This window comes from Streptomyces sp. RLA131 (genome assembly GCF_056270125.1).
This window is the reverse complement of the sequence record NZ_JBWDOQ010000002.1, coordinates 5879395-5900275: the sequence shown is the minus strand read 5'-3', so window position 1 is coordinate 5900275 and position 20881 is coordinate 5879395. Positions and strand designations below refer to the sequence as shown.

The 20881-nt window shown below is 70.6% G+C and carries 20 protein-coding genes; 6 read left to right on the top strand and 14 right to left on the bottom strand.

Annotated elements, in window-relative coordinates:
* The 7 genes from RWE79_RS27745 to RWE79_RS27715 all read right to left on the bottom strand — a co-directional run bounded on the left by RWE79_RS27745 (window position 1) and on the right by RWE79_RS27715 (window position 7087).
* Window positions 1–528: a hypothetical protein gene (locus RWE79_RS27745; RefSeq protein ID WP_475942797.1), complete on the bottom strand. Its 528-nt coding sequence runs from the start codon at window positions 526–528 to the stop codon at window positions 1–3.
* Between the two features lie 149 nt (window positions 529–677).
* Window positions 678–1505 carry a hypothetical protein gene (locus tag RWE79_RS27740; protein ID WP_475942796.1) on the bottom strand — a complete coding sequence of 276 codons (828 nt, stop codon included), beginning with the start codon at window positions 1503–1505 and terminating at the stop codon, window positions 678–680.
* A gap of 85 nt (window positions 1506–1590) precedes the next feature.
* Window positions 1591–2613: an ABC transporter permease gene (locus RWE79_RS27735; RefSeq protein ID WP_475942795.1), complete on the bottom strand. Its 1023-nt coding sequence runs from the start codon at window positions 2611–2613 to the stop codon at window positions 1591–1593.
* Window positions 2610–3584, bottom strand: coding sequence for an ABC transporter permease (locus RWE79_RS27730; RefSeq protein ID WP_475942794.1), 975 nt, complete (start codon window positions 3582–3584; stop codon window positions 2610–2612). Before RWE79_RS27730 ends, RWE79_RS27735 begins: the two co-directional genes overlap by 4 nt.
* Window positions 3581–5227 (bottom strand): sugar ABC transporter ATP-binding protein, encoded by a 1647-nt coding sequence (locus tag RWE79_RS27725; protein WP_475942793.1) that lies wholly within the window; start codon window positions 5225–5227, stop codon window positions 3581–3583. Before RWE79_RS27725 ends, RWE79_RS27730 begins: the two co-directional genes overlap by 4 nt.
* Before the next feature lie 43 nt (window positions 5228–5270).
* Window positions 5271–6530, bottom strand: coding sequence for a substrate-binding domain-containing protein (locus RWE79_RS27720; protein WP_475942792.1), 1260 nt, complete (start codon window positions 6528–6530; stop codon window positions 5271–5273).
* Between the two features lie 176 nt (window positions 6531–6706).
* Window positions 6707–7087, bottom strand: coding sequence for an ATP-binding protein (locus tag RWE79_RS27715; RefSeq protein WP_475942791.1), 381 nt, complete (start codon window positions 7085–7087; stop codon window positions 6707–6709).
* 113 nt (window positions 7088–7200) lie between these two features.
* Here RWE79_RS27715 and RWE79_RS27710 point away from each other — a divergent pair, with 113 nt between their 5' ends.
* Both RWE79_RS27710 and RWE79_RS27705 read left to right on the top strand, forming a co-directional pair.
* A complete protein-coding gene (locus tag RWE79_RS27710; RefSeq protein WP_475942790.1) occupies window positions 7201–8028 on the top strand; it encodes a helix-turn-helix domain-containing protein in 828 nt (275 codons plus the stop codon).
* A complete protein-coding gene (locus tag RWE79_RS27705) occupies window positions 8025–8270 on the top strand; it encodes a DUF397 domain-containing protein (protein ID WP_475942789.1) in 246 nt (81 codons plus the stop codon). Before RWE79_RS27710 ends, RWE79_RS27705 begins: the two co-directional genes overlap by 4 nt.
* On the opposite strand, the gene RWE79_RS27700 is transcribed toward RWE79_RS27705, so the two are convergent.
* From RWE79_RS27700 to RWE79_RS27690, 3 genes are all read right to left on the bottom strand, one after another.
* The gene (locus RWE79_RS27700) at window positions 8218–8631 is read right to left on the bottom strand and encodes a VanZ family protein (protein ID WP_475946142.1); all 414 of its coding nucleotides are present in this window, start codon (window positions 8629–8631) and stop codon (window positions 8218–8220) included. The genes RWE79_RS27705 and RWE79_RS27700 overlap by 53 nt on opposite strands.
* Before the next feature lie 109 nt (window positions 8632–8740).
* Window positions 8741–8869, bottom strand: a complete 129-nt coding sequence (locus RWE79_RS27695; protein ID WP_475942788.1) for a hypothetical protein — start codon at window positions 8867–8869, stop codon at window positions 8741–8743.
* Window positions 8870–9051: 182 nt separating this feature from the next.
* The gene (locus tag RWE79_RS27690) at window positions 9052–10209 is read right to left on the bottom strand and encodes an MBL fold metallo-hydrolase (RefSeq protein ID WP_475942787.1); all 1158 of its coding nucleotides are present in this window, start codon (window positions 10207–10209) and stop codon (window positions 9052–9054) included.
* A 167-nt stretch (window positions 10210–10376) separates the two neighbouring features.
* Between RWE79_RS27690 and RWE79_RS27685 the strand changes: the two genes are divergently transcribed.
* Both RWE79_RS27685 and RWE79_RS27680 read left to right on the top strand, forming a co-directional pair.
* The gene (locus tag RWE79_RS27685; protein WP_475942786.1) at window positions 10377–10943 is read left to right on the top strand and encodes a TetR/AcrR family transcriptional regulator; all 567 of its coding nucleotides are present in this window, start codon (window positions 10377–10379) and stop codon (window positions 10941–10943) included.
* Window positions 10944–11032: 89 nt separating this feature from the next.
* Window positions 11033–12070 (top strand): phosphatidylinositol-specific phospholipase C domain-containing protein, encoded by a 1038-nt coding sequence (locus tag RWE79_RS27680; protein ID WP_475942785.1) that lies wholly within the window; start codon window positions 11033–11035, stop codon window positions 12068–12070.
* Between the two features lie 175 nt (window positions 12071–12245).
* Here RWE79_RS27680 and RWE79_RS27675 read toward each other — a convergent pair whose 3' ends face one another.
* From RWE79_RS27675 to RWE79_RS27660, 4 genes are all read right to left on the bottom strand, one after another.
* Window positions 12246–12749: an ATP-binding protein gene (locus tag RWE79_RS27675; RefSeq protein ID WP_475942784.1), complete on the bottom strand. Its 504-nt coding sequence runs from the start codon at window positions 12747–12749 to the stop codon at window positions 12246–12248.
* A 265-nt stretch (window positions 12750–13014) separates the two neighbouring features.
* Window positions 13015–13782: an enoyl-CoA hydratase/isomerase family protein gene (locus tag RWE79_RS27670; protein ID WP_475942783.1), complete on the bottom strand. Its 768-nt coding sequence runs from the start codon at window positions 13780–13782 to the stop codon at window positions 13015–13017.
* A 63-nt stretch (window positions 13783–13845) separates the two neighbouring features.
* A complete protein-coding gene (locus RWE79_RS27665) occupies window positions 13846–15027 on the bottom strand; it encodes a L,D-transpeptidase (RefSeq protein ID WP_475946140.1) in 1182 nt (393 codons plus the stop codon).
* Between the two features lie 160 nt (window positions 15028–15187).
* Window positions 15188–16384 (bottom strand): L,D-transpeptidase, encoded by a 1197-nt coding sequence (locus tag RWE79_RS27660; protein ID WP_475942782.1) that lies wholly within the window; start codon window positions 16382–16384, stop codon window positions 15188–15190.
* A gap of 264 nt (window positions 16385–16648) precedes the next feature.
* Here RWE79_RS27660 and glgX point away from each other — a divergent pair, with 264 nt between their 5' ends.
* Both glgX and RWE79_RS27650 read left to right on the top strand, forming a co-directional pair.
* Window positions 16649–18937 (top strand): glycogen debranching protein GlgX, encoded by a 2289-nt coding sequence (gene glgX, locus RWE79_RS27655; protein WP_475946138.1) that lies wholly within the window; start codon window positions 16649–16651, stop codon window positions 18935–18937.
* Window positions 18938–19028: 91 nt separating this feature from the next.
* Window positions 19029–20846: an ABC transporter ATP-binding protein gene (locus RWE79_RS27650; RefSeq protein WP_475942781.1), complete on the top strand. Its 1818-nt coding sequence runs from the start codon at window positions 19029–19031 to the stop codon at window positions 20844–20846.
* Window positions 20847–20881: the final 35 nt, after the last annotated feature.

Here is a 20881-nt window from a genome sequence, read left to right as displayed (position 1 = left end):
TCAGCCCTGGTGGGAGATGGTGGCGGCCCACACGGCGATCCACTTGCCGTCACCGAACTTGAGATTGGCCGTGCACTTACCCGTGTCGCCGTCACAGTTCAGCGCCGTCGTCGGCACCGGAGCCGCCGCCACAGCGGCGGCCGAGACCGCGGCGGCCTTGTCCTGGTGCGAGATGGTGGCGGCCCACACGGCGATCCACTTGCCGTCACCGAACTTGAGGTTGGCCGTGCACTTGCCCGTGTCGCCGTCACAGTTCAGCGCCGTCACCGGCACCGGAGCCGCCGCCAGAGCCGCGGCCGGGACCGCGGCGGCCTTGTCCTGGTGCGAGACACTCACTCCCCACACCGCGGTCCACTTGCCGTCACCGAACTTGAGGTTGGCCGTGCACTTACCGGTGTCGCCGTCGCAGTTCAGCGCCGTCACCGGCACCGGAGCGGCGGCGGCCGCGACCGCCGGGGCGGCGGTCGCGGCCGTACACAGGGTTGCGAGTCCGAGAGCCGTACCGGCGAGAATTCGGCGAGCTGACATGAGGTGCTGTCCCTTCGTGGTGGCCGCCCGGAATCGTCAGTACGATCAGGCGAACAAATGACCCAGACAGTACGAGATTATGTGGATTCGCCGGGATCGCACTCTCGGTTGGGCCGAACGACGGTCAGCACCGCGCGGGCGGCGCCGGGCTACGGCGTGAGGCGCCCGCGTATGCCGGAGGGCTGCGGCACCGCCGGACGACGGGCCTGGAGCTGCGCCCAGACCTGGTCCGGACAGAGCCCCTGGCGCCGGGACTTCAGGAACTTCCGGTAGCGCACCCTGCGGGGCGGGACGCCGATCTCGACCCAGTGTTCACGTCCGGAGACCTCGTCCCAGCCGTCGTTGGGCATCCGGATGTGGTCACGGCGGCCTTCCTTGTCCTTGGTGGTGATCTGCAGGACGTCGGCGTGGCCGAAGCGGGCCTTCATGACGACGCAGTAGTGCCTGGCCTCCCCCTTCGACTCGCTGAAGGGCACCATGGCGAGCCAGATCTCGCCCGCCGCCGGGCGCCGTCCCGGGCGGGTCCGCCGGTCGGGGCCGGCCGGCCGGCGGCCGCTTCGGCGGCCCCGGGCCGCGTCCCACCACGCGACGGCACGGTGGAAGAGCAGCGCGGTCACCCCGGCCGCGCCGCTCTCGGCGAGGGCGCGGACGTTCCAGGCCGGGATGGAGTGCGCCTGGGACTCGGCCCACCGGGCGGCGACCGAGGCGAGGGCGAGCAGCAGGACGGTACGGGCGAGCACCACCCACCACACGAACGGGCGGCGCCGGCTCGCGAGGGCCGCGAGCACGGCCGCCGTCACGGCCGCGACGGTCCAGACCACGAGGTGGTCGGTGAACCGGGTCAGTTTCTGCGGAGGGTTCTGGACCGACAGCAGGTCGGGCAGCACCACCGGCACCGCCAGCAGACAGCCGGTCATGACGGCCCCGAACAGCAGTACCAGCGCCCCCGCGCAGGACGCGTTACGTCGACGAGCCACCAGGCATCCCTCCCCCGCTCCGGTACCCGGACGAACGCTAACGCACCGGGGCGGGGTGGCCAAGATCGCGTGCCGACGGCCGGAGTCAGATCCGGTCGCGCAGCCGCCGCTCCCGTCCGTACATGCCGACGACGGCGAGGATCAGCGTGCCGGTGATCATGTCCTGGGAGGCCGAGGAGAGCTGGTTGGCACTCAGCAGCAGGGCGACGACGGACAGCACGAGGGCGCCGAGGACGGTACGCCAGTAGTCGCCGCGCCCGCCGAACATGGTGCCGCCGACGATGACGGCGGCCAGCGACTGGAACAGGTACGGGTCGCCGATGGTGACGTTGCCCGAGCCGGAGTAGCCGGCCAGGAGGATACCGACGCAGGTGGCGAGCACGGCGCTGGCCACGTACGCGCAGATCCAGGTGCGGCTGACGCGGACGAGGGCGAGCCCCGCGGCCCGCTGGTTGACGCCGGTCAGGTAGAGGCTGCGGCCGGCCCGGGTGCGGGTGAGCACCAGGCCGATGGCCAGGGCGACCACGGCCCAGATGACGATCACCGGCGGGATGGTGACACCCAGGGTCGTGCCGTTGGCGGCGGTGAGCTTGCCGAGCCAGGCGGGGGCGACGCCGGTGGCGGCACCGTTGATCCACTTGAGGATCAGCCCGGACAGCAGGGCGCTGACGCCCAGGGTGACGATCAGCGGCTCGACCTTGAAGCGGTACGAGACCAGGCCGTTGACGAATCCGCCGGCGACCCCGACCGCCAGGGCCACCGCCACGGCCGCCCCCAGCGACCAGTGCTCGGTACCGCACAGTTCGGCGATGATGACGTTGCCCGCCGAGATGAAGGCCGCGATGGAGAAGTCGATGCCGCCGACCAGGACGACGATGGTCTGCCCTGCACCTGCCAGGCCCAGCAGGGAGGCGTTGATGAGGATGGCGTACAGCACCCGCTGGGAGCCGAAGCCGTCGATGGTGGCGAGGCCGTAGCCGTAGAGCACGACCAGGGCGAGGATCTGCAGCAGCGGGATCCGGCGCTGCCATTCGCCGAGCCGGGCGACGAAGGGCACCCGGCCGGGCGCGGTGGCCCCCGCGGTGTCGGTGACGGTGGCGGTGGTCATGCGGCGGCCCTCCGGTGGGCGTTGGTCAGGACGGCTCCGACGACCACGGCGAAGAGCAGCATCACGCCGTAGATCGCGGTGGACCACAGCGTGGACACTTTCACCTCGTTGAGCAGGTTGTTGATCAGGTAGATGCTGGCCGCGCCGAGCAGCGAGCCGACCAGCGAGCCGCGCCCGCCGGCCAGGGAGGTGCCGCCCAGGGCGACGGCGGCGATGGCGAGCAGGGTGTACTGCGTGGCCATGCTGGCCGCGCCCTCGCTGATCAGCGACATCAGGGCGATGCCCGCGATACCGGCGTACACGCCGCCCAGGGCGTAGGCCGCGATACGGACCAGCGGGACGTTGACCCCGGCGGAGTAGGCCGTGGCGTCGTCGCCGCCGACGGCGTACAGCGCCTTGATGAAGGGCGTACGGGACAGCAGCCACCAGATCAGCAGCGGGGCCCCGATGGTGAACACCGCGCCGGGGACCGGACCGACCGACCCGGCCAGGGCCTTGGTCCAGGACGTGCTGCCGGAGGGCACCGAGTCGCCCTGCACCTGGGTGGCCAGGCCGCCGATGATGATGTTGGCGCACAGCGTGGCGACGACCGGCTGGAAGCGCAGCACCGCCACCATGAAGCCGTTGAGCGCGCCGATGACCAGGCCGATCGCCAGGCAGACCGGGACCACGACCAGCGGTGAAGTGAGGCCGCTGGGAAGGAGGTTGGCGACGATGACGATGTCGACCAGGGTCAGCAGCGGGCCGATCGAGATGTCGATGCCGCCGCCCCCGGACAGGATCGCCGGGGTGCTGGCCATGGCCGCGATGGCCAGCGGCGCGAAGGAGGCGAGAACGGCGGCCCAGTTGTCGAAGGCGATGAAGGCCGGCTGGATGGCGGTGTCGACGAGCAGCAGGAGCAGCGTGAGCAGCCCCGCGAAGGCGTAGGGGCGCTTGCCGAGCAGGTCCCTGAACGAGGCGAACGCGGTCATGAGGCACCATCCGAGGCAGCCGGGTCGGGAACAGCGGACACGCGGCCGGCGCCTGCGGCAGCGCCGGCACCGACACCGGGGCCAGGGCCGAGGTCGGCGCCCGTCCGCTCTTCGACGGTGCGGCCGAAGAACGCGGCCACCAGCGACTGCCGGGTCAGTCCGGTGCGGGGCAGCGTCGTGGAGTGCGAGCCCTCGCGGAAGACGAGGACGCGGTCCATCAGCTCGATGTGCTCGTCGACCTCGGTGGAGAGCATGACGACGGCCACGCCCTTGCCGGTCAGCTCGTCCAGCAGGGCGTAGATGTCGCGCTTGGCACCGATGTCGACGCCCCGGGTGGGGTCGTTCAGCAGCAGCACCTGGGGGTCTCGGGCCAGCCAGCGGGCGATGACGACCTTCTGCTGGTTGCCGCCGGACAGGGTGGTGATCGGGTCGGACTCCCTGCCCATACGGACCTTCAGGCTCGCCCGGTAGTCCGAGAAGCGGGCCAGTGCGGATCGGCGGGACAGCAGTCCGAAGCGGGCGTCGCGGGCGGGTGTCGCGGCGGCGAAGTTCTCCCGGATGGACAGCGTGCCGAAGAGTGCCTCGGCCCGGCGGTCACGCGGTACGTAGCCGATGCCGGCCGCCGCGGCGCGCTGCGAGGACCGGATCTCGGTCTCGGCTCCGTCCTGCGTCGTCCGCTGTACGGAGCCCTCGCCGGACGGGCCCTCCCACAGGGCCTTGATGAAGGCGTCCTGCCCGTGGCCCTCCAGTCCTGCCAGGCCGACGAGTTCACCGGCCCGCAGTTCGAAGTCGACCGGTTCCGCGTCCGGCCGCAGGCGCAGCCCGCGGACCCTCAGCAGTACGGGCGCGTCGGCGGGCGGTCCGCAACGGTGGGCGAGGCTGCCGCCGTCCGGGGTGACGGTGAGGTGCTCGGCACCGGTCATGAGCCGTACGAGTTCCGCCGTGGTGGCCTCGGCGGCGTCCAGGGTGGCGACGGACTCGCCGGAGCGCAGCACGGAGACCCGGTCGGAGATCGCGTCGACCTCGTCCATCCGGTGGGAGACGAACAGCACCGACATGCCGGCCGCCTTGCGGCGGGCGACGGCGGCGAACAGCCGGTCCCGGGTGGCCACGTCCAGGGCACTGGTGGCCTCGTCGAGGATCAGCACCCCGGGCTCCCGTACGAGGGCGCGGGCGATGCCGCAGGCCTGCCGGTCGCTGAGCGACAGATGTTCCACGGGGGTGTCCAGGTCCGGTACCCGCTCCAGCAGTTCGCCCAGTACGGCGGCGGCCTTCGCGCGCTTGTCGGCCTCGGACACCCTGCGCCGGAACACCCCGTCGGCCCCGAGCCAGATGTTCTCCAGTACCGAGCGCGGCCCGACGACCAGGACCTCCTGGTAGACGGCCATCACACCGGCGCTGATCGCCGCCGCCGGCCCGGTGAAGCGGACCGCGTGGCCACCGACCTGGAGGCCGCCGGTGTCCGGGGTGTGGACTCCGGTCAGGATCTTGACCAGGGTGCTCTTCCCGGATCCGTTCTCGCCCATCAGGGCGTGCACCTCACCCGCGAGAAGCCGGAGCGAACAGGACCGCAAGGCCCTGGTCGCCCCGAACGACTTCGCGAGGCCGGTGACTTCCAGCGTCACCTGGCTCTGCTCGCTCAACGTACTGCTCTCCGTTCGTGTGACAGCTCGACGGCCTGACGGGCTATGAACCGAAGAACCCGTCGATGTAGCCGGTCTCCGCGAACGTCTGGCCCACATCGCCCACGGTGATCGTGGAGGCGTCGCCGGTCTTGAAGGCCGACTTGGAGAACTTCGACAGGTTGTCGCTCGTGACCAGCGGCGGGTTGATGACGATGTCCGAGACCTTGACCCCGTCACCGTCGAGCATGTGCTTCGCGACCTGGACCACGGCCTTGGCCAGTCCGTCGGCCGGGTTGAACAGGCCGACGCCCTGGTACTTGGCCTTGTTGGCGGTCCAGTACGCCACGCCGCCCTTGGTCAGGCCGTTGTCGGAGACGGTGGGCACGGTGACGTTGGACTTCTGGAAGGCGGAGATGATCCCGGTGGTCATCGGGCCGCCCTCCAGGACGCCGCCGACGGTCTTGGTCGGGTTGGCCGCCAGGTACTGCTGGACCTTGGTCTGCGCGGTGGTGGGCGAGAAGTCGGTGTAGATCGAGTCGTCCAGCGTGATGCCCGAGCACTTCGCCAGGGCCGCCTTCGCCCCCTTGAAGGTGTCCGTGTCGATCGGCACGCCCTTGATCCCGTGCACGCCGAGGATGGTGCCCTTGCCGCCCATGGCCTTGGCCACCGCCGCGCCCTGCGCCTCACCGGCGGCGAAGGCGTTCGGGACGACGTTGACGGTGTTGGCGTCCGTCACGTTGTTCAGCACCGATATGGAGGGGATGCCGGCCTTGGCGGCCTTGTCGACCACCGACTCGAAGCCCGACGCCAGCGGCTGGTAGATGATCAGGTCGACCTTGTCGGTGATCAGCTGGTTGAACTGCGAGATCTGGTTGGTGACCTCGTTCGTCGACACCAGGTCGACGACCTTGTAGCCCTGCGCCTTGAGGTACTTCTGCAGCGCCGTGTTGATCAGCGTCTGGTACGGGTTGCTCAGCTGCGATTCCGAGATCCCGACGGTGATCGTCCCGGACTGCTTGCCCTCCCAGTTGGCCCAGGCGCTCTTCTGGACGGTCCCGGAGTAGCCGCTGTACGCGGCCGTGTACTCCGAGCCGAGCGCCTTGACCAGGCCGGCCGGGTCCGTGAACTTCGCCGTCGGAACGGTTCCGCAGGCGGACGAGGAGGACGAACCGGTGCCGGCGCTGCCTGCGTCGGAGCTGGACTTGTCGCAGGCCGCCGCTGTGAGCGTCAGCATGGCTGCGGCACAGAGAGCGCCCGCGACTCGGATCGTACGGGTGCGGTGCTGGCCGGCGGTGGCCGCGGTGGCCGGTCTTGCGGTCATCGTGGGGACTCTCCTTTGAGCCTGTGCCGGGGCCCGGAGGCAAAAGGCCCGACTGGAATGCTCGGAGCGTAGGAAGTGCCCACAACCATGGACAAGGTCCACGGGCATCGCCGGTCGGGATGGGTGGTATACCGGCCCTGGCGATGGACTCACGGACTGGCCGCGCGAGCCGCCACCTAAAGGGCGAACTCGCACCAGACGATCTTGCCCGGGTGGCGCGGACCGACCCCCCACTTGTCGGAGAGCGCCTCGACCAGGATCAGGCCCCGGCCGGACTCGTCGTCTGCAGCCGCAGGGATGCGCGGCTCGCCGGAACCACTGTCGTGCAGCTCGATCCGCAGCAGACCGTACGCGTCCAGGCGCAGGTGGAGGCGGAAGCCCCGGCCGGGCGGGACGCCGTGCAGCACGGCGTTCGTGGCCAGCTCGCTGACGCAGACCATGATGTCGTCCACCCGGTCCGCGACACCCCAGTCCTTCAGCGCGCGCCGGGTGAACTCGCGGGCAGCGGGGACGGCCCTGCGGGTGCGGGGGTAGAAGTACTCACATTCGCCGGTCATGCATCAAGGGTCGCTCTCTGTCACTAGGATGAAGCAGTGCGTCAGCCCGTACGGATGGGACGTACGGGTGCGTTCGGGGTCCGGTACGAGTCGGGGTGGGGAGTTCAGCGCGTATGCACCCCTCGCAGAAACCGAAGAAGAGGCTCGGCTCCAGCATCGGGGTCGTCGGCGCCCAAATGGGTAACTTCCGCCGGGCGGCCGGACTTACGCAGCGTGAGCTGGCGGAGCGGCTGCGCGTGTCGGAGCAGTTGGTCGCGTCCATCGAGCAGGGACGGCGGCCCCTCAAGCGCGATCTGGCCGAGCAGCTGGACGAACTGCTGGACACCAAACGCGCTTTGGAGGTCGCCGTCGACAACATGCCGGAGATCGACAGATTCCCGGTGTGGGCGATGGAGTTCATCGACCTGGAACGGGAGGCCATCGCCCTTTCCTGGTACGAGAACCAGGTCCTCCCAGGGCTGCTCCAGACCGAGGCCTACGCCCGCGCGACGTTCCGGAGCCGGGTCCCCGTCCTCAGCGAGGACGAGATCGAGCAGCAGGTCGCGGCCCGGCTCGCACGGCAGGGCATCCTTCACCGCAAGGTGCCCAGGACCGCCAGCTTCGTCATCTCGCAGGCCATCCTCATGGACCACCTCGGCGGCCCGGAGGTGTACGCGGAACAGCTCCGCCACCTGCGGGAATGCGCCACCCTGCCGGGGCTCTCGCTCCAGGTGATGCCGTTCGGACGCCAGAGCCATGCCGGTCTCAACGGCCCCTTCGTTCTCCTGGAGACCCCCGACCATCTGCTCTTTGTCTACACCGAGGCACAGCGCGGCAGCCAGCTCACCTCCGACCCCGACGAGGTCAGCATCCTGGGTCAGAAATATGCGATGCTGCGGTCGCAGGCCCTCAACCCCGAGGACACCAGGGGGCTGTTGAACCGGCTGCTAGGAGAGCGATGAACGACGCACTGGAGTGGTTCAAGTCCAGCCACAGCAGCGACGAGGGCGGCGCCTGCGTCGAAGTCGCCTACGCCTGGCGCAAGTCGACCTACAGCGGTGACGAGGGCGGCGCCTGCGTCGAGGTCGCCGCCCATCCCGCCGCCGTGCATGTCCGTGATTCGAAGGACCCGGCCGTGGGGACGCTGACCTTCACACCGCAAGCGTGGTCGGCCTTCGCGGCCTTCGCCAGCCGTATCGTCTGACGGCCGCGTACAGCAGGTACGCGAGCGTGGCCCCCGCCGTGTTGAGGATGAGGTCGTCCACGTCGAAGCTGCGGCCGGTCAGCAGCAGGCCCTGGACGGTCTCGACGACGAGCATCACCGCTCCGGTCACGAGGGTGACCTGACGCACGCCGTCAAGGCGGCGGGAGAAGAGCGGGAGCAGGATTCCGAGCGGGGCGCAGAGCAGCAGGTTTCCACCGACCTCCAGGAGGAAGGTCGAGATCGACGAGTGGTCGATGTAGAAGCGGATCGTGCGGCCGGGCACGACGTTGTTGTATGTGACATCCGCCGCGGAAGCGACTGGAATGAGAGTTGTCTGAGCGAGGGCGACCACGTAAAGCATCAGGGCGATGCGGCTTTTCTGCATGTGTGTTCTCCGGCGGCGGGGCGGGCGGCGCGGCACACTGACCGCGCGCCCGCCCTCGTGCCCGGTGGTGGATGCTGACCGGGCGTCAGCCGCCGATCGGGCGCTTGCGCTCGATCTTCTTGGCGACCTTCTTCACGACCGGCTTGACCGGGGCGTGCTTCTTGTGGTGCTTGGCGGCCGGCTTGGTGACGGGGACGATCTTGTTGAAGGCCATGGTCTTCTCCTTGTACGGGTGATTCGGTCTTGTTTTCCGTCTGGGCCCTTTCGGCTTCGACATGTAAAACAATACGCGCCGGAATCACCGACGGAAGCCAAATCCCCTGAGATGACAATGAATTAGAGGTGAGATCGATTCTCAGTTTCCGGTTGCGTTTACCGGAAATAGCTGTGACAGAATCACAACATATCCGCAGTATCGAAGCGCCCGGCGGGCCCGGCGGGGGCGGGGACGCTCACCGGGTCCGCGGAGGTGAGGGTGCGCCACCACGGGTGCCGGGGGATGTCGGCGGCGGGCTCGAAGGACTGGCCCGGCAGGGGGACGGCGACGGTGACGCCGGCCCGGTCGCCTGCGGCCAGGGTGAGTTCGGCGGGCTCGTCCCAGGCGTGCGGGGCGAGGTTGAAGGTGCCCCAGTGGATGGGCAGCAGCGCGCCGTGGGGCTTGCCCGCCGAGAGGTCCAGATGGGCCTGGACGCCCTCCTCGGGGAACATGTGGATGTCCGGCCAGAACTCGCTGTACGCGCCGATCTGCATCATGGTGGCGTCGAACGGGCCGTACGCCGCGCCGATCTCGGCGAAACCGGGGAAGTAGCCGGTGTCGCCGCTGTGGAAGACGCGGTGTTCGGGGCCGGTGACGACCCACGAGGCCCAGAGGGTGTGCCCGCGTACGGCCCGGCCGCAGAAGTGGCGGGCGGGGGTCGCGGTCAGGGTCAGGCCGGCCACTCGCACCGACTCGTGCCAGTCGAGTTCGGTGATCCGTCCGGCCGGGACGCCCCAGCGCTCCAGATGCGCGCCGACCCCCAGGGGTACGGCGAACAGGGCCCCGGTGTCGGCCAGTTGGCGGATGGTGGGCATGTCCAGGTGGTCGTAGTGGTCGTGCGAGATCACGACCGCGTCGACCGGGCCGAGTTCGCCCAGGGGCAGCGGGTTGGGGTGCAGCCGACGCGGGCCGGCGAACGGGAACGGGGAGCAGCGCTCACCCCACACCGGGTCGAACAGCACGCGCGCGCCGTCGATTTCGGCGAGCACGGTGGCGTGCCCCATCCAGGTCAGGCGGAGCCCTGACGCCGGGTCACCGGTCGCCGGTCGCACGACGGGGACCGGCAGGACGGGGGCACGGCGGGGCCGGTCGGCCCGGCGCAGGGTTGAGCGCAGGGTTGAGCGCAGATAGGGGATGACGTCGCCGGCCGCCATCATCCGGGCGGGTATCGGGTTGACGGCGGCTCCGTCGACGAAGTTCGGTGAGCGCCGCATGCGCTCCAGGCGTTCCCCGGCGGGGATTCCGCCCAGGGCGGCGGGGCGGAACAGGCGGCTGAGGATCGGGGCTGAGCCGGACACGGGCATTCCTTCGGGGCAGGAGGCAGGACGGACCGTACGGAGAGCCGCGCAGACGGCGCGGGCAGCACGGACGGCACGGGCGGCACGGGCGGCAGACAAGATGAACCATCGCTCATCTTTATCATGAACTATGATTCATCTTGAAGCAACCGATGAGAGGTCCCGCCATGACCCAGCCCCGGCAACCCCGGCAGCTCCGTGCCGACGCGGTACGCAACCGGCAGAAGATCATGGCCGCCGCCCGTGAACAGGTGACCCTGCACGGCCCGGAGGTCGGCATGGACGCCATCGCGGCGGCGGCCGGCGTCGCCGTGGGCACCCTGTACCGGAACTTCCCCACCAAGGCCGAGCTGGTGGGCGCGGTCGTCCAGGAGCACGGCGAGGCCATGGTCGCCGACATCGAGGCCACCGCCGCCCGGGTCGTCGACGGCGCCCCCGCCCTGGAGGAGATCAGGAGCCTGGTCACCCGGCTGACCGACCGGGCCGCCGAGGACCACGCCGTCAAGACCGCCGCCCGCACCCTGGGAGCCACCTCGTACGGACCGCTGGAGGAGCGCGCCTACGCCGCGGTGGCCGAGCTCGTCGACGCGGGACGCGACGCGGGCGTCCTGCGCCCGGACGCCACCGCCGAGGACTTCGCCCTGCTGCTCTTCACCGCCCCCACCGACCGGCCCCCGGCCGTCCGGGCGCGCTGGCTCACCATCCACTTCGACGGCCTGAGAAACCACGGATAAGACGTCTCCCGGGGTCTACCCACAGGTAACCCAAACCCCCTACGCTCCCACGCAGTTGACCGATGCGACTGGAGCGGAAGGGGATGCGGATGCGTTCCGCACGGTGGTTCTCAGGGGTGTTCGCGGCGTTCGCGGCGACCCTGCTCGTCGTTCCCGCCGGGACGGCCCAGGCCGCGGCCCCCAAGCTGTCGGGGGCGGCGACGGTGGGCGTGCACAACGCCTACCAGAAGAGCACCTACACCTACTTCGCCAACGCCCTGGACTCCGGGGCGTCGCTGCTGGAGGTGGACATCTGGACGGACAGCATCAGCAAGCGGTGGCGGGTGAGCCACAGCAACCCGCTGGGCAACGACAACAACTGCGAGGCCGCCGACGAGCCGTCGGAGCTGTACAGCAAGAGCCGCAACCAGGACTTCGGCAGCTGCCTGGACAACATCGCGGCGTGGCAGCAGCTCCACCCGGACCACCGGCCGATCGTCTTCAAGATCGAGATGAAGAACGGTTACAACAACAACGGCGGCCTCGGTCCCGACGAGTTGGACGCGCTGATCTCCGCCAAGCTCGGCAACAGCGTCCTCAAGCCCGCCGATCTGCTCGGCTCCACGTACGCCACCCTCGACGACGCCGCCCAGGCCGACGCCTGGCCGAGCCGGGACGCGCTCGCCGGCAAGGTGATGTTCGAGGTCATCCCCGGCACGTTCGAGAAGTCCAACCCCTTCGACTCGTACTGGACGGACAAGGAGTACGCCGACTACCTGCGCGACCTCAAGGCCGCCGGGAACATCTCCAAGGCCCAGATGTTCCCCGCCGTCCTCGACGCCGCCGCCGGGGACCCGCGCACGCGGTACAGCGACACGACCGACCGCCCGTGGTTCGTGGTCTTCGACGGCGACGCGGCGACCTACGTCAACAACGGCTACGACACGGCCTGGTACGACAGCCGCCACTATCTGCTCATCATGACCGGCGCGGCCGGCGTCTCCCCCGCCATCTCCTCCACCGCCCCCACCGAGGCGGAGGCCCTGGCCCGCCTGTCGCTGCTCGCGGCGGATCACGCCAGCATCATCACGGCGGACTGGTCGGCACTGCCGGCCACCGTACTTGGCGCGGTCACGACACGTGGGTAAGCGAGCGGTTTCACCACCGTTTGCAAGGCTAGTGGCCAGGATCACCTTCGGTTGACTAGGAGGGGGGTGGCCGGGCGCGTACAGTGGAACCAGTCGCGGCCCCACCCCCCTGGCCCGCGGCCAACAGAAGAGGCCCCCACGGCGTCGCACAACGATGCCGGGGGCCTTTTCGGTTTCAGCGGTCGGCGACGCGCAGTTCGAACCAGGTGGTCTTGCCGCAGGGCTGGAGGTTGACACCCCAGCGGTCGGACAGCTTGTCGACGAGGAAGAGGCCGCGCCCGCCGGCGTCGAGCTCGCGGACCGGCATGAGGCAGGGCAGCGCGCGGGAGGGGTCGCGGACCTCGACGCGGACCCAGCCGCGGCGGCGCAGCATGCGAAGCCCGAAGGTGCGGGCGCCGGTGTGGCGTACGGCGTTGCCGACGAGCTCGGAGACGAGGAGTTCGACCACGTCGTCGAGCTGGGGCAGGGCCCAGGACCGCAGGACGGTCAGGGCGAGCCGGCGGGCGGTGCCCGCGGACTCGGGCCGGGAGGTGAGACGTACCTCTTCGACCGAGGGGTCACCTACCAGATCAAGGTTTGCCGAGGCGACGCCGTCCATCGCGTCCGTCGCCGTGGGCGCCCATTCCGCAGCGGGTAATGTCACCCGCTGTGATCGCTCCGATGCTCCCTGCCCCGCCATGCCTTCATGATGGCCGTACGGGCGGTGGTTCGGGGCGGATCGGCGGAATTCACCCAACGGAACCTTTGCCTCCGAGTATCTCCCGCGGCATATGCCCAGGGCACTGATGAGCCCTGGACAACCCGGGTGAACTGGGGCGATGCGGTGCGAGTTGATCGCGGAGGTGGTGCGTGGCGCGGGCGGCCTTAAGTCCCGTTTAAGGCTGACTTAAGGCCGCCGTACGCCACGCTCCGGCGCGGCGATTGAGGACGGAACGCCCGCAGCGTCAGCGGAACTTGGCCTTGCCCGGACCTTCCTCGACGAAGCTGCGCATGCCGGTCGTACGGTCCTGTGTCGCGAACAGGCCTGCGAACAGGCCGCGTTCGATGGCGAGGCCGGTCTCCAGGTCGGTCTCCAGGCCGGCGTCCACCGCCTCCTTTGCCGCCCGCAGGGCGACCGCGGGGCCGCGGGCCAGGCGCTCGGCCCAGGCGCGGGCCTCGGCGTAGACCTGCCCGGCGGGGACCATCTTGTCCACCAGGCCGATGGCCAGGGCCTCGTCGGCCCGCACCTGACGGCCGGTGAAGATCAGGTCCTTGGCCCGGGAGGGCCCGACGAGGCGGGCGAGACGCTGCGTACCGCCCGCGCCGGGGATGAGGCCGAGCAGGATCTCGGGCTGGCCCAGCTTGGCGTTCTCGGCGGCGATCCGGATGTCGGCGCAGAGCGCCAGCTCACAGCCGCCGCCGAGGGCGTAGCCGGTGACGGCGGCCACCACGGGCTTGGGGATGCGGGCGACGGCCGTGAACGAGTCCTGCAGGGCCTTGCCGCGCACCGCCATGGCCTCGTAGTCCATGTCCTGCATTTCCTTGATGTCCGCGCCGGCCGCGAACACCTTCTCGCCGCCCCAGACGATGACGGCGCGTACGTCGTCGCGGCGGCCGGCCTCCTCCGCGGCCGCGCGGAGCCCGTCCTGGGTGGCGATGTCCAGGGCATTCATCGGCGGACGGTCCAGGCGGATCGTGCCGACGCCCTCGTCGACCTCAAGGTTCACTGTCATGGCCGACGAGGGTAGTCGTGAACGGGCGTTTACGCTGCGACGCGGGTCACGGGAACCACCACGTCAGGAACTCTTGGTCCAGTCGGACCAGTCCATGTTCCAGCCGTTGAGGCCGTTGTACCACTGCACCGTCTTGTCGTTGCTGTGCTTGACCTGGACGACGTCGCCGATGATCGAGTTGGCGTAGAACCAGGCCGCCGGGGTGCTGGAGTCGCCCGCGCCCTTCACGTCGCGCAGGCCGACGCAGCCGTGGCTGACGTTGGAGTTGCCGAAGACACCGGCGGCCCAGTAGTTGCCGTGGATGAAGGTGCCGGAGGTGGTCAGCCGCATGGCGTGCGGCACGTCGGGGATGTCGTACTCGCCCTCGAAGCCGACGGTGTCACCGTTCATCCGCTTGGTCTTGAACTTCTCGGTGATGACCATCTTGCCGTTGTAGGTGGTCTTGCCGGGGGCGCCGCTGGTGATCGGGATGGTCTTGAGGAGCTTCCCGGAGCGGTACACCTTCATCATGTGGGTCGAGGCGTCCACGATGCTGACCTGGCTGCGGCCGACCGTGAACTTCACGTCCTTGGACTGGGTGCCGTAGATGCCGGACGCGCCCTCGACACCGTTGAGACGCAGGCTGAGGGTGACCTTGGTGCCGGCCGCCCAGTACTTCTCGGGGCGGAAGTCGATGCGCTGGTTGCCGTACCAGTGGCCGACGACCTCGACTCCGGTGCTGGCGGTGACCTTGACGGCCTTCTCGATGGCCTTCTTGTCGGTGATCGCCCGGTTGAAGTTGAGCGAGACCTCCATGCCGGTGCCCACGGTCTGGCCGTTCTCCGGCGTGTAGTAGCCGACGAAGGTGCCCTTCGGCGTCACCGTGGTGAAGGACGAGTGCTTGGTCGTCGTACGGCCGGCCCCGTCCTTGGCGGTCGCCGCGACGGAGTACTTGGTGCCTGCGGCCAGGGTGCCGCTGGGCTCCCAGCCGGCACCGCCGTCGGCTATCTCGCCGTCGACCTTGTTGCCCTTGCTGTCCTTGACCACCACCGAGGTGAGCGTGCCCTTGTCGGCGCTGACCTTCAGCACACCGGAGGTCTTCACCCCGTCGGCGCCGTTCTTCGGCACGACGGTGACCTGTGCCTTCGGGCTGGGCGTGGCCGACGCGCCCCCCTGGGCCGATGCCTTGCCCCCGTTGCCCCCGCTGTCTCCGTCACTGCCGCTGCCGCTGTCGCTGCCCCCGCACGCCGTGGCCACCAGCATCATCGTTCCGATGAGCAGTGCCAGAGTGGTCCGTCTGGTTCCCGGCGCCGTACGTATCGGCTTCAATTGTTGTCTCCCCATACCAGGCCAACGCTGGGGTCAGATAACCACATGAAGCTGAGAGTACGGACGGCGGCCGTGTCACCGTTCCGTCCCATTCCGATCAGTGCGTGATCCACTCCCGCCAGGACAGATTCCAGCCGCCCAGCCCGTTGTCCGGAGCGACCTGCCGGTCATGGGAGTTGACGACCTCCACCACGTCGCCGACCAGGGAGTGCTGGAACAGCCACCCGGCGGGGGTGTCGTCCTGGCCGCCCTTCACGTCGAACAGCCCCACGCAGCCGTGGCTGGTGTTCTCCCGGCCGAAGACCGACCGCCCCGCCCAGTAACTGCCGTGCACGAACGTCCCGGAACGGGTGAGCCGCATGGCGTGCGGGACGTCGGGGATGTCGTACTCGCCGCCGAAGCCGACGGTGTCGCCGTTCATCCGGGTCAGTTTCAGCTTCTCGGAGATGACCATCTTCCCGTTGTAGGTGGGGTTGGACGGGCTGCCCGCCGAGATGGGCAGGGTCCGCAGCACCTGGCCGCCACGGCGTACGGTCATGGTGTGCGCGTCCGCGTCGACCAGGTCGCTCTGGTCCCGGCCGACGGTGAAGCCGACGTCCTTGGACTGCGTCCCGTACACCCCGGGCGCCCCCTCCACGTCCCGCAGCCGCAGCCGCAGCGTGACCCGGGTGCCCGGCGCCCAGTAGTGCTCGGGACGGAAGTCCAGGCGGGAGTTGCCGAACCAGTGCGGGGCGACGACGACCGCCGGCCGGGAGCCGACCGAGATCGCGCGCTCGACGGCCGCGCGGTCGGTCACCGGACGGTTGAAGGTCAGGGACACGATCATGCCGGTGCCGACCGTGGAGCCGTCCTCGGGCGTGAAGTAGCCGACCAGGGTGTTGCGCGGCACCAGCGTGGTGAACACCGCGTGTTTGGCGGCCCGCCGGCCCGACTCGTCCACCGCCTCGGCGTCCACGGTGTACTTCGCCGACAGCGCGAGGCGCCGGCCGGCCGGGAAGGGCCGCCAGAGCTGCCCGCCGGCCGAGATCCGGCCACCGACCTGCCGGCCGTCCGCGTCCGCCACCCGTACCGAGGTCAGCGTCCCGTCGTCCACCTCCACGCCGAACGGCGCGTCCGGGCGCACCCCTTTCGCGCCGTCCTGCGGCGTGATCAGGATCCGCGCCGCGGACACCGCCGGGGGGCTCTCCTCGTCCGTCGCACCACCCTCGCCGCCGCCGAAACCACAGCCGGCCACCACCAGGGCCAGCCCCGCACCCGCGCACGCGCGCAGCGCGCGCCTCACCGCTTTCGTCACACTCCGCTCAACGACCGTACGGGGCCGGGGGAAACGTGCCGCACGCACAGGACGGCACACGGGTGACTACTGACGTCTGAACGGGAAGTAAAGGTGGGTAGAGGTGGAGGACGGCACCGCCCGCGACAGGGACGTCGCGGACCGGCTGCCGGCGGAGCCGCAGGAGGGCACGTGTCAGGGACGCGCGAGCACAAGGAGGTCGAGGCCGCCCCGCGGCCCAACGGCCACCGGGCCGGACCCATCACCGCCCCGCCGCAGCCACCGGTGCCGGAGCCCCGCACGGCTCCCGGCCCCGCGGCCGACCCGGGCACGGGCCCGACGGCCGACCCGGGCACGGACACGGGCCGCGCCGCCGGCCCGGTACCCGGCCCGGTACCCGGCCCGGTACCCGAGCGCCCCGTGTGGCCCGGCAGCCCGCAGCCGCTCGGCGCCCGGTTCCACCCCGGCCCCGACGGCCGCCCCGGCACCAACTTCTCCCTGTGGGCCGGCGGCGCCGAGGCCGTCGAGCTGTGCCTGTTCGACCAGGCGGGACGCGAGGAGCGGCTCGAACTGACCGAGCTGACCCACGAGATCTGGCACGGCTTCGTCCCCGGCGTCCTGCCCGGCACCCGCTACGGCTACCGGGTCGACGGCCGCTGGGACCCGTGGACCGGCGCCCGCTGGAACCCCGCCAAGCTGCTCCTGGACCCGTACGCCCGGGCCGTCGACGGCGACTTCACCCTGCCGCCCGAGGTCTACGGGCACGTACGGGACTGGCCCGAGCACGACATCGCCGACACCGTCCGGGACAACCGCGACTCGGCACCGTACGTCCCCAAGGGCGTCGTGGTCGCGGACGGGGTGGGCTGGCCCGACGAGTGGACGCACGACCGCCGCCCCAAGACCCCCTGGGCCGACTCCGTCATCTACGAGCTGCACGTCCGCGGCTTCACCATGCGCCACCCCGGCATTCCGGAGCGGCTGCGCGGCACGTACGCCGGTCTCGCCCACCCGGCCTCCGTCGAGCACCTGGTGAACCTCGGCGTCACCGCCGTCGAGCTGCTGCCGGTCCACCAGTTCGCCCACGAGGACCACCTGCTCCGCCGGGGCCTGCGCAACTACTGGGGCTACAACTCGGTCGGCTACTTCGCGCCGCATGCCGCGTACTCCGCCTCCGGCACCCGCGGCCAGCAGGTCAACGAGTTCCGCGGCATGGTCCGCGCCCTGCACGCGGCCGGCATAGAGGTCATCCTCGACGTCGTCTACAACCACACCGCCGAGGGGAGCGAGTTCGGCCCCACCCTCTCGCTGCGCGGCGTCGACAACCGCGGCTACTACCGCCTGGCCGACGACGCGAGGCGGTACGCCGACTACACCGGCTGCGGCAACACCCTCCACGTCGTCCAGCCGCACGTCCTGCGCCTGATCACCGACTCGCTGCGCTACTGGGTCACCGAGATGGGCGTCGACGGCTTCCGCTTCGACCTGGCCGCCGCCCTCGCCCGCTCCATGCACGACGTCGACATGCTCTCCCCCTTTCTCGCCGTCATCGCCCAGGACCCGGTCCTGCGCCGCGTCAAGCTGATCGCCGAGCCCTGGGACGTGGGCTCCGGCGGCTATCAGGTCGGCGCCTTCCCGCCCCTGTGGACCGAGTGGAACGACCGCTACCGCGACACCGTCCGCGACTTCTGGCGCGGCGCCCGGCATGACGTACGCGACCTCGGCTACCGCCTCTCCGGCTCCAGCGACCTCTACGCCTGGGGCGGCCGGCGCCCCTACGCCTCGGTCAACTTCATCACCGCGCACGACGGATTCACCCTCCGCGACCTGGTCAGCTACGAGCACAAGCACAACGCCGCCAACGGCGAGGACAACCGCGACGGCACCAACGACAACCGCGCCTGGAACTGCGGCGCGGAAGGCGAGACCGACGACCGGGACGTCAACGGGCTGCGCCGCCGCCAGCTCCGGAACCTGCTGTCCACCCTGCTGCTCTCCACCGGCGTCCCCATGCTCGTCGCCGGTGACGAGATGGGCCGCACCCAGGGCGGCAACAACAACGCCTACTGCCAGGACAACGAGATCAGCTGGATCGACTGGTCACTGCTCGACCAGCCGCGGTGGCGCTCCCTGCACGACCTCGTCGCCCGGCTCATCGCCCTGCGCCGCGACCACCCCGTACTGCGCCGCCGCGCCTTCTTCTCCGGCCGCGCCCGGTCCGACGGCGGGCTGCGCGACCTGGCCTGGTTCACCGCCGCCGGCGAGGAGATGACCGACGCCGACTGGCACTCCCCCTCCGCGACCCTCGGCATGTACCTCTCCGGCTTCGACATCCCCCAGCGCGACGCCCTGGGCCGCGAGATCATCGACGAGAGCTTCCTCGTCGTCCTGCACGCCGGCCATCTCCCCACGGACTTCACCCTGCCCGGACTCCCCTGGGCCGAGGAGTACGAACTCGTCCTCGACACCGCCCTGGAGGACCAGTCCACGGCCCCCGGGACCCGGTACGCGGCGGGCGGGACGGTGACGGTCGGCGCGCGGTCGGTACAGGTCCACCAGATCCGCTCGGCCTGAGCCCGGCCTGAGCCCGGCCTGCGCCCGCGCACCACCGGACGGCCGGAAATCCAGGTGAGCATTGTCAGTGGTCACCCGTAGTCTCGGTTAAATGCCCGAGCCAACCGACCAAACCGAGTCCGCGTCCCCTCGTTCCCGGTCAGCCGTGCGTTCGCTGGTGCGGCTGTGGCCCTACGTACGGCCCATCAGGGCGAGACTCTTCGGGTCGGCGGGAGTGGCGGTGGTGGCGTCCTGCCTGGCGCTGCTGATCCCGCTGGTGCTGAAGTGGATCGTGGACGGGCCGGTGGCGGACCACGACCCGTCGGGGGTGTGGCTCGGCGGCGGGGTGGTGCTGGCGCTGGGGCTGCTGGAGGCGGCGCTGTTCGGGCTGCGGCGGTGGCTGATCGCCCGGCCGCTGGCCGCCCTGGAGGCGAGGATGCGGGGCGATCTGTTCCGGCATCTGCAACGGCTGCCGGTGGCCTTCCACGACCGGTGGGGGTCGGGCCAGCTGCTGTCACGCGGGACCAACGACCTGCAGATCTGCCGGATGTTCCTGGCCTTCCCGCTGGTGTTCCTGGTGGTCAACTCCACCACCATCGTGGTGGGCTTCGGGATCCTGCTCTCCCAGCGCTGGTCACTGGGGCTGATGCTGCTGGCCCCGGCCGTGCCGCTGGTGGTGCTGTGCTCGTACTTCGAGTCGCGGTACTCGCTGGCGGCGCGCCGCGCGCAGGACCAGATCGGCGACCTGACGACGCTGGTCGAGGAGTCGGTGCTCGGTATCCGCATCATCAAGGCGTTCGGCCGGCACCGCAGCCAGGCGGTGGCCTTCCGCGAGCAGTCGCGGGCGCTGCGCGGCACCGAACTGCTGAAGGGGCGGCTGCTGTCGGACCTGTGGATGCTCATCGTCGGGCTGCCCGACGTGGCACTGGGCGCGGCCCTGGTGGTCGGCTCGGTGCAGGTCGCCGACGGGCGGCTGTCGACCGGCACGCTGGTGGCGTTCCTGACGACGGCGCTGGCGCTGCGCTGGCCGGTGGAGTCCCTGGGCTGGCTGCTGTCGATCAGCAACGAGGCGGCGACCTCCGCCGACCGGGTCTACGAGGTCCTCGACACCCCGCTCCCGCAGGAGCACGAGCACGGGCACGAACAGGGGCACGGGCACGGGCCGGCGGAAGTGCCCGCGGGGACCGCGGACGGCATCAGGTTCGAGGACGTACGTTTCCGGTACCCGGACGCGCCGGAGGGCACCCCGGATCTGCTGACCGGCGTCAGCCTGCACATCCGTACCGGCGAGACGCTGGCCCTGGTCGGGGCGACGGGCTCCGGCAAGACCTCGCTGACCGCGCTGATCCCCCGGCTGTACGAGGCGACCGGGGGCCGCCTGACGCTGGACGGGGTGGACACCACGCGGCTGACCCGGGCCGCGCTGCGCGCGCTGGTGTCCACGGCGTTCGAGGAGCCCACGCTGTTCTCGGCGAGCGTGCGGGACAACGTCCTGATGGGCGCGCCCGGCGCCGGCGAGGCGGAACTGACGCGGGCGCTCGACATCGCCCAGTGCGGATTCGTCCGGAACCTGCCGCAGGGGGTGGACACCCAGGTCGGCGAGCAGGGGCTGAGCCTGTCCGGCGGGCAGCGCCAGCGGCTCGCCCTGGCCCGGGCCGTGGTGGGCCGCCCCCGCTTCCTGGTGCTCGACGATCCGCTCTCCGCGCTCGACGTGCACACCGAGGCCCTGGCGGAGGCCGCCCTGCGCAAGGTGCTCGCCACCACCACCGCCCTGGTGGTCGCCCACCGGCCCTCGACGGTGATGCTGGCCGACCGGGTCGCCCTGCTCGACGACGGCCGGATCGCCGCCGTCGGCACCCACCACGAACTGCTGGGCCGCAGCGCGCGGTACCGCCACCTGATGTCCGGCCGGACAGCAGGCGCGGCATGACCCCCACCCCGCTTCGCTCGCCTCGGGCGGCCGAC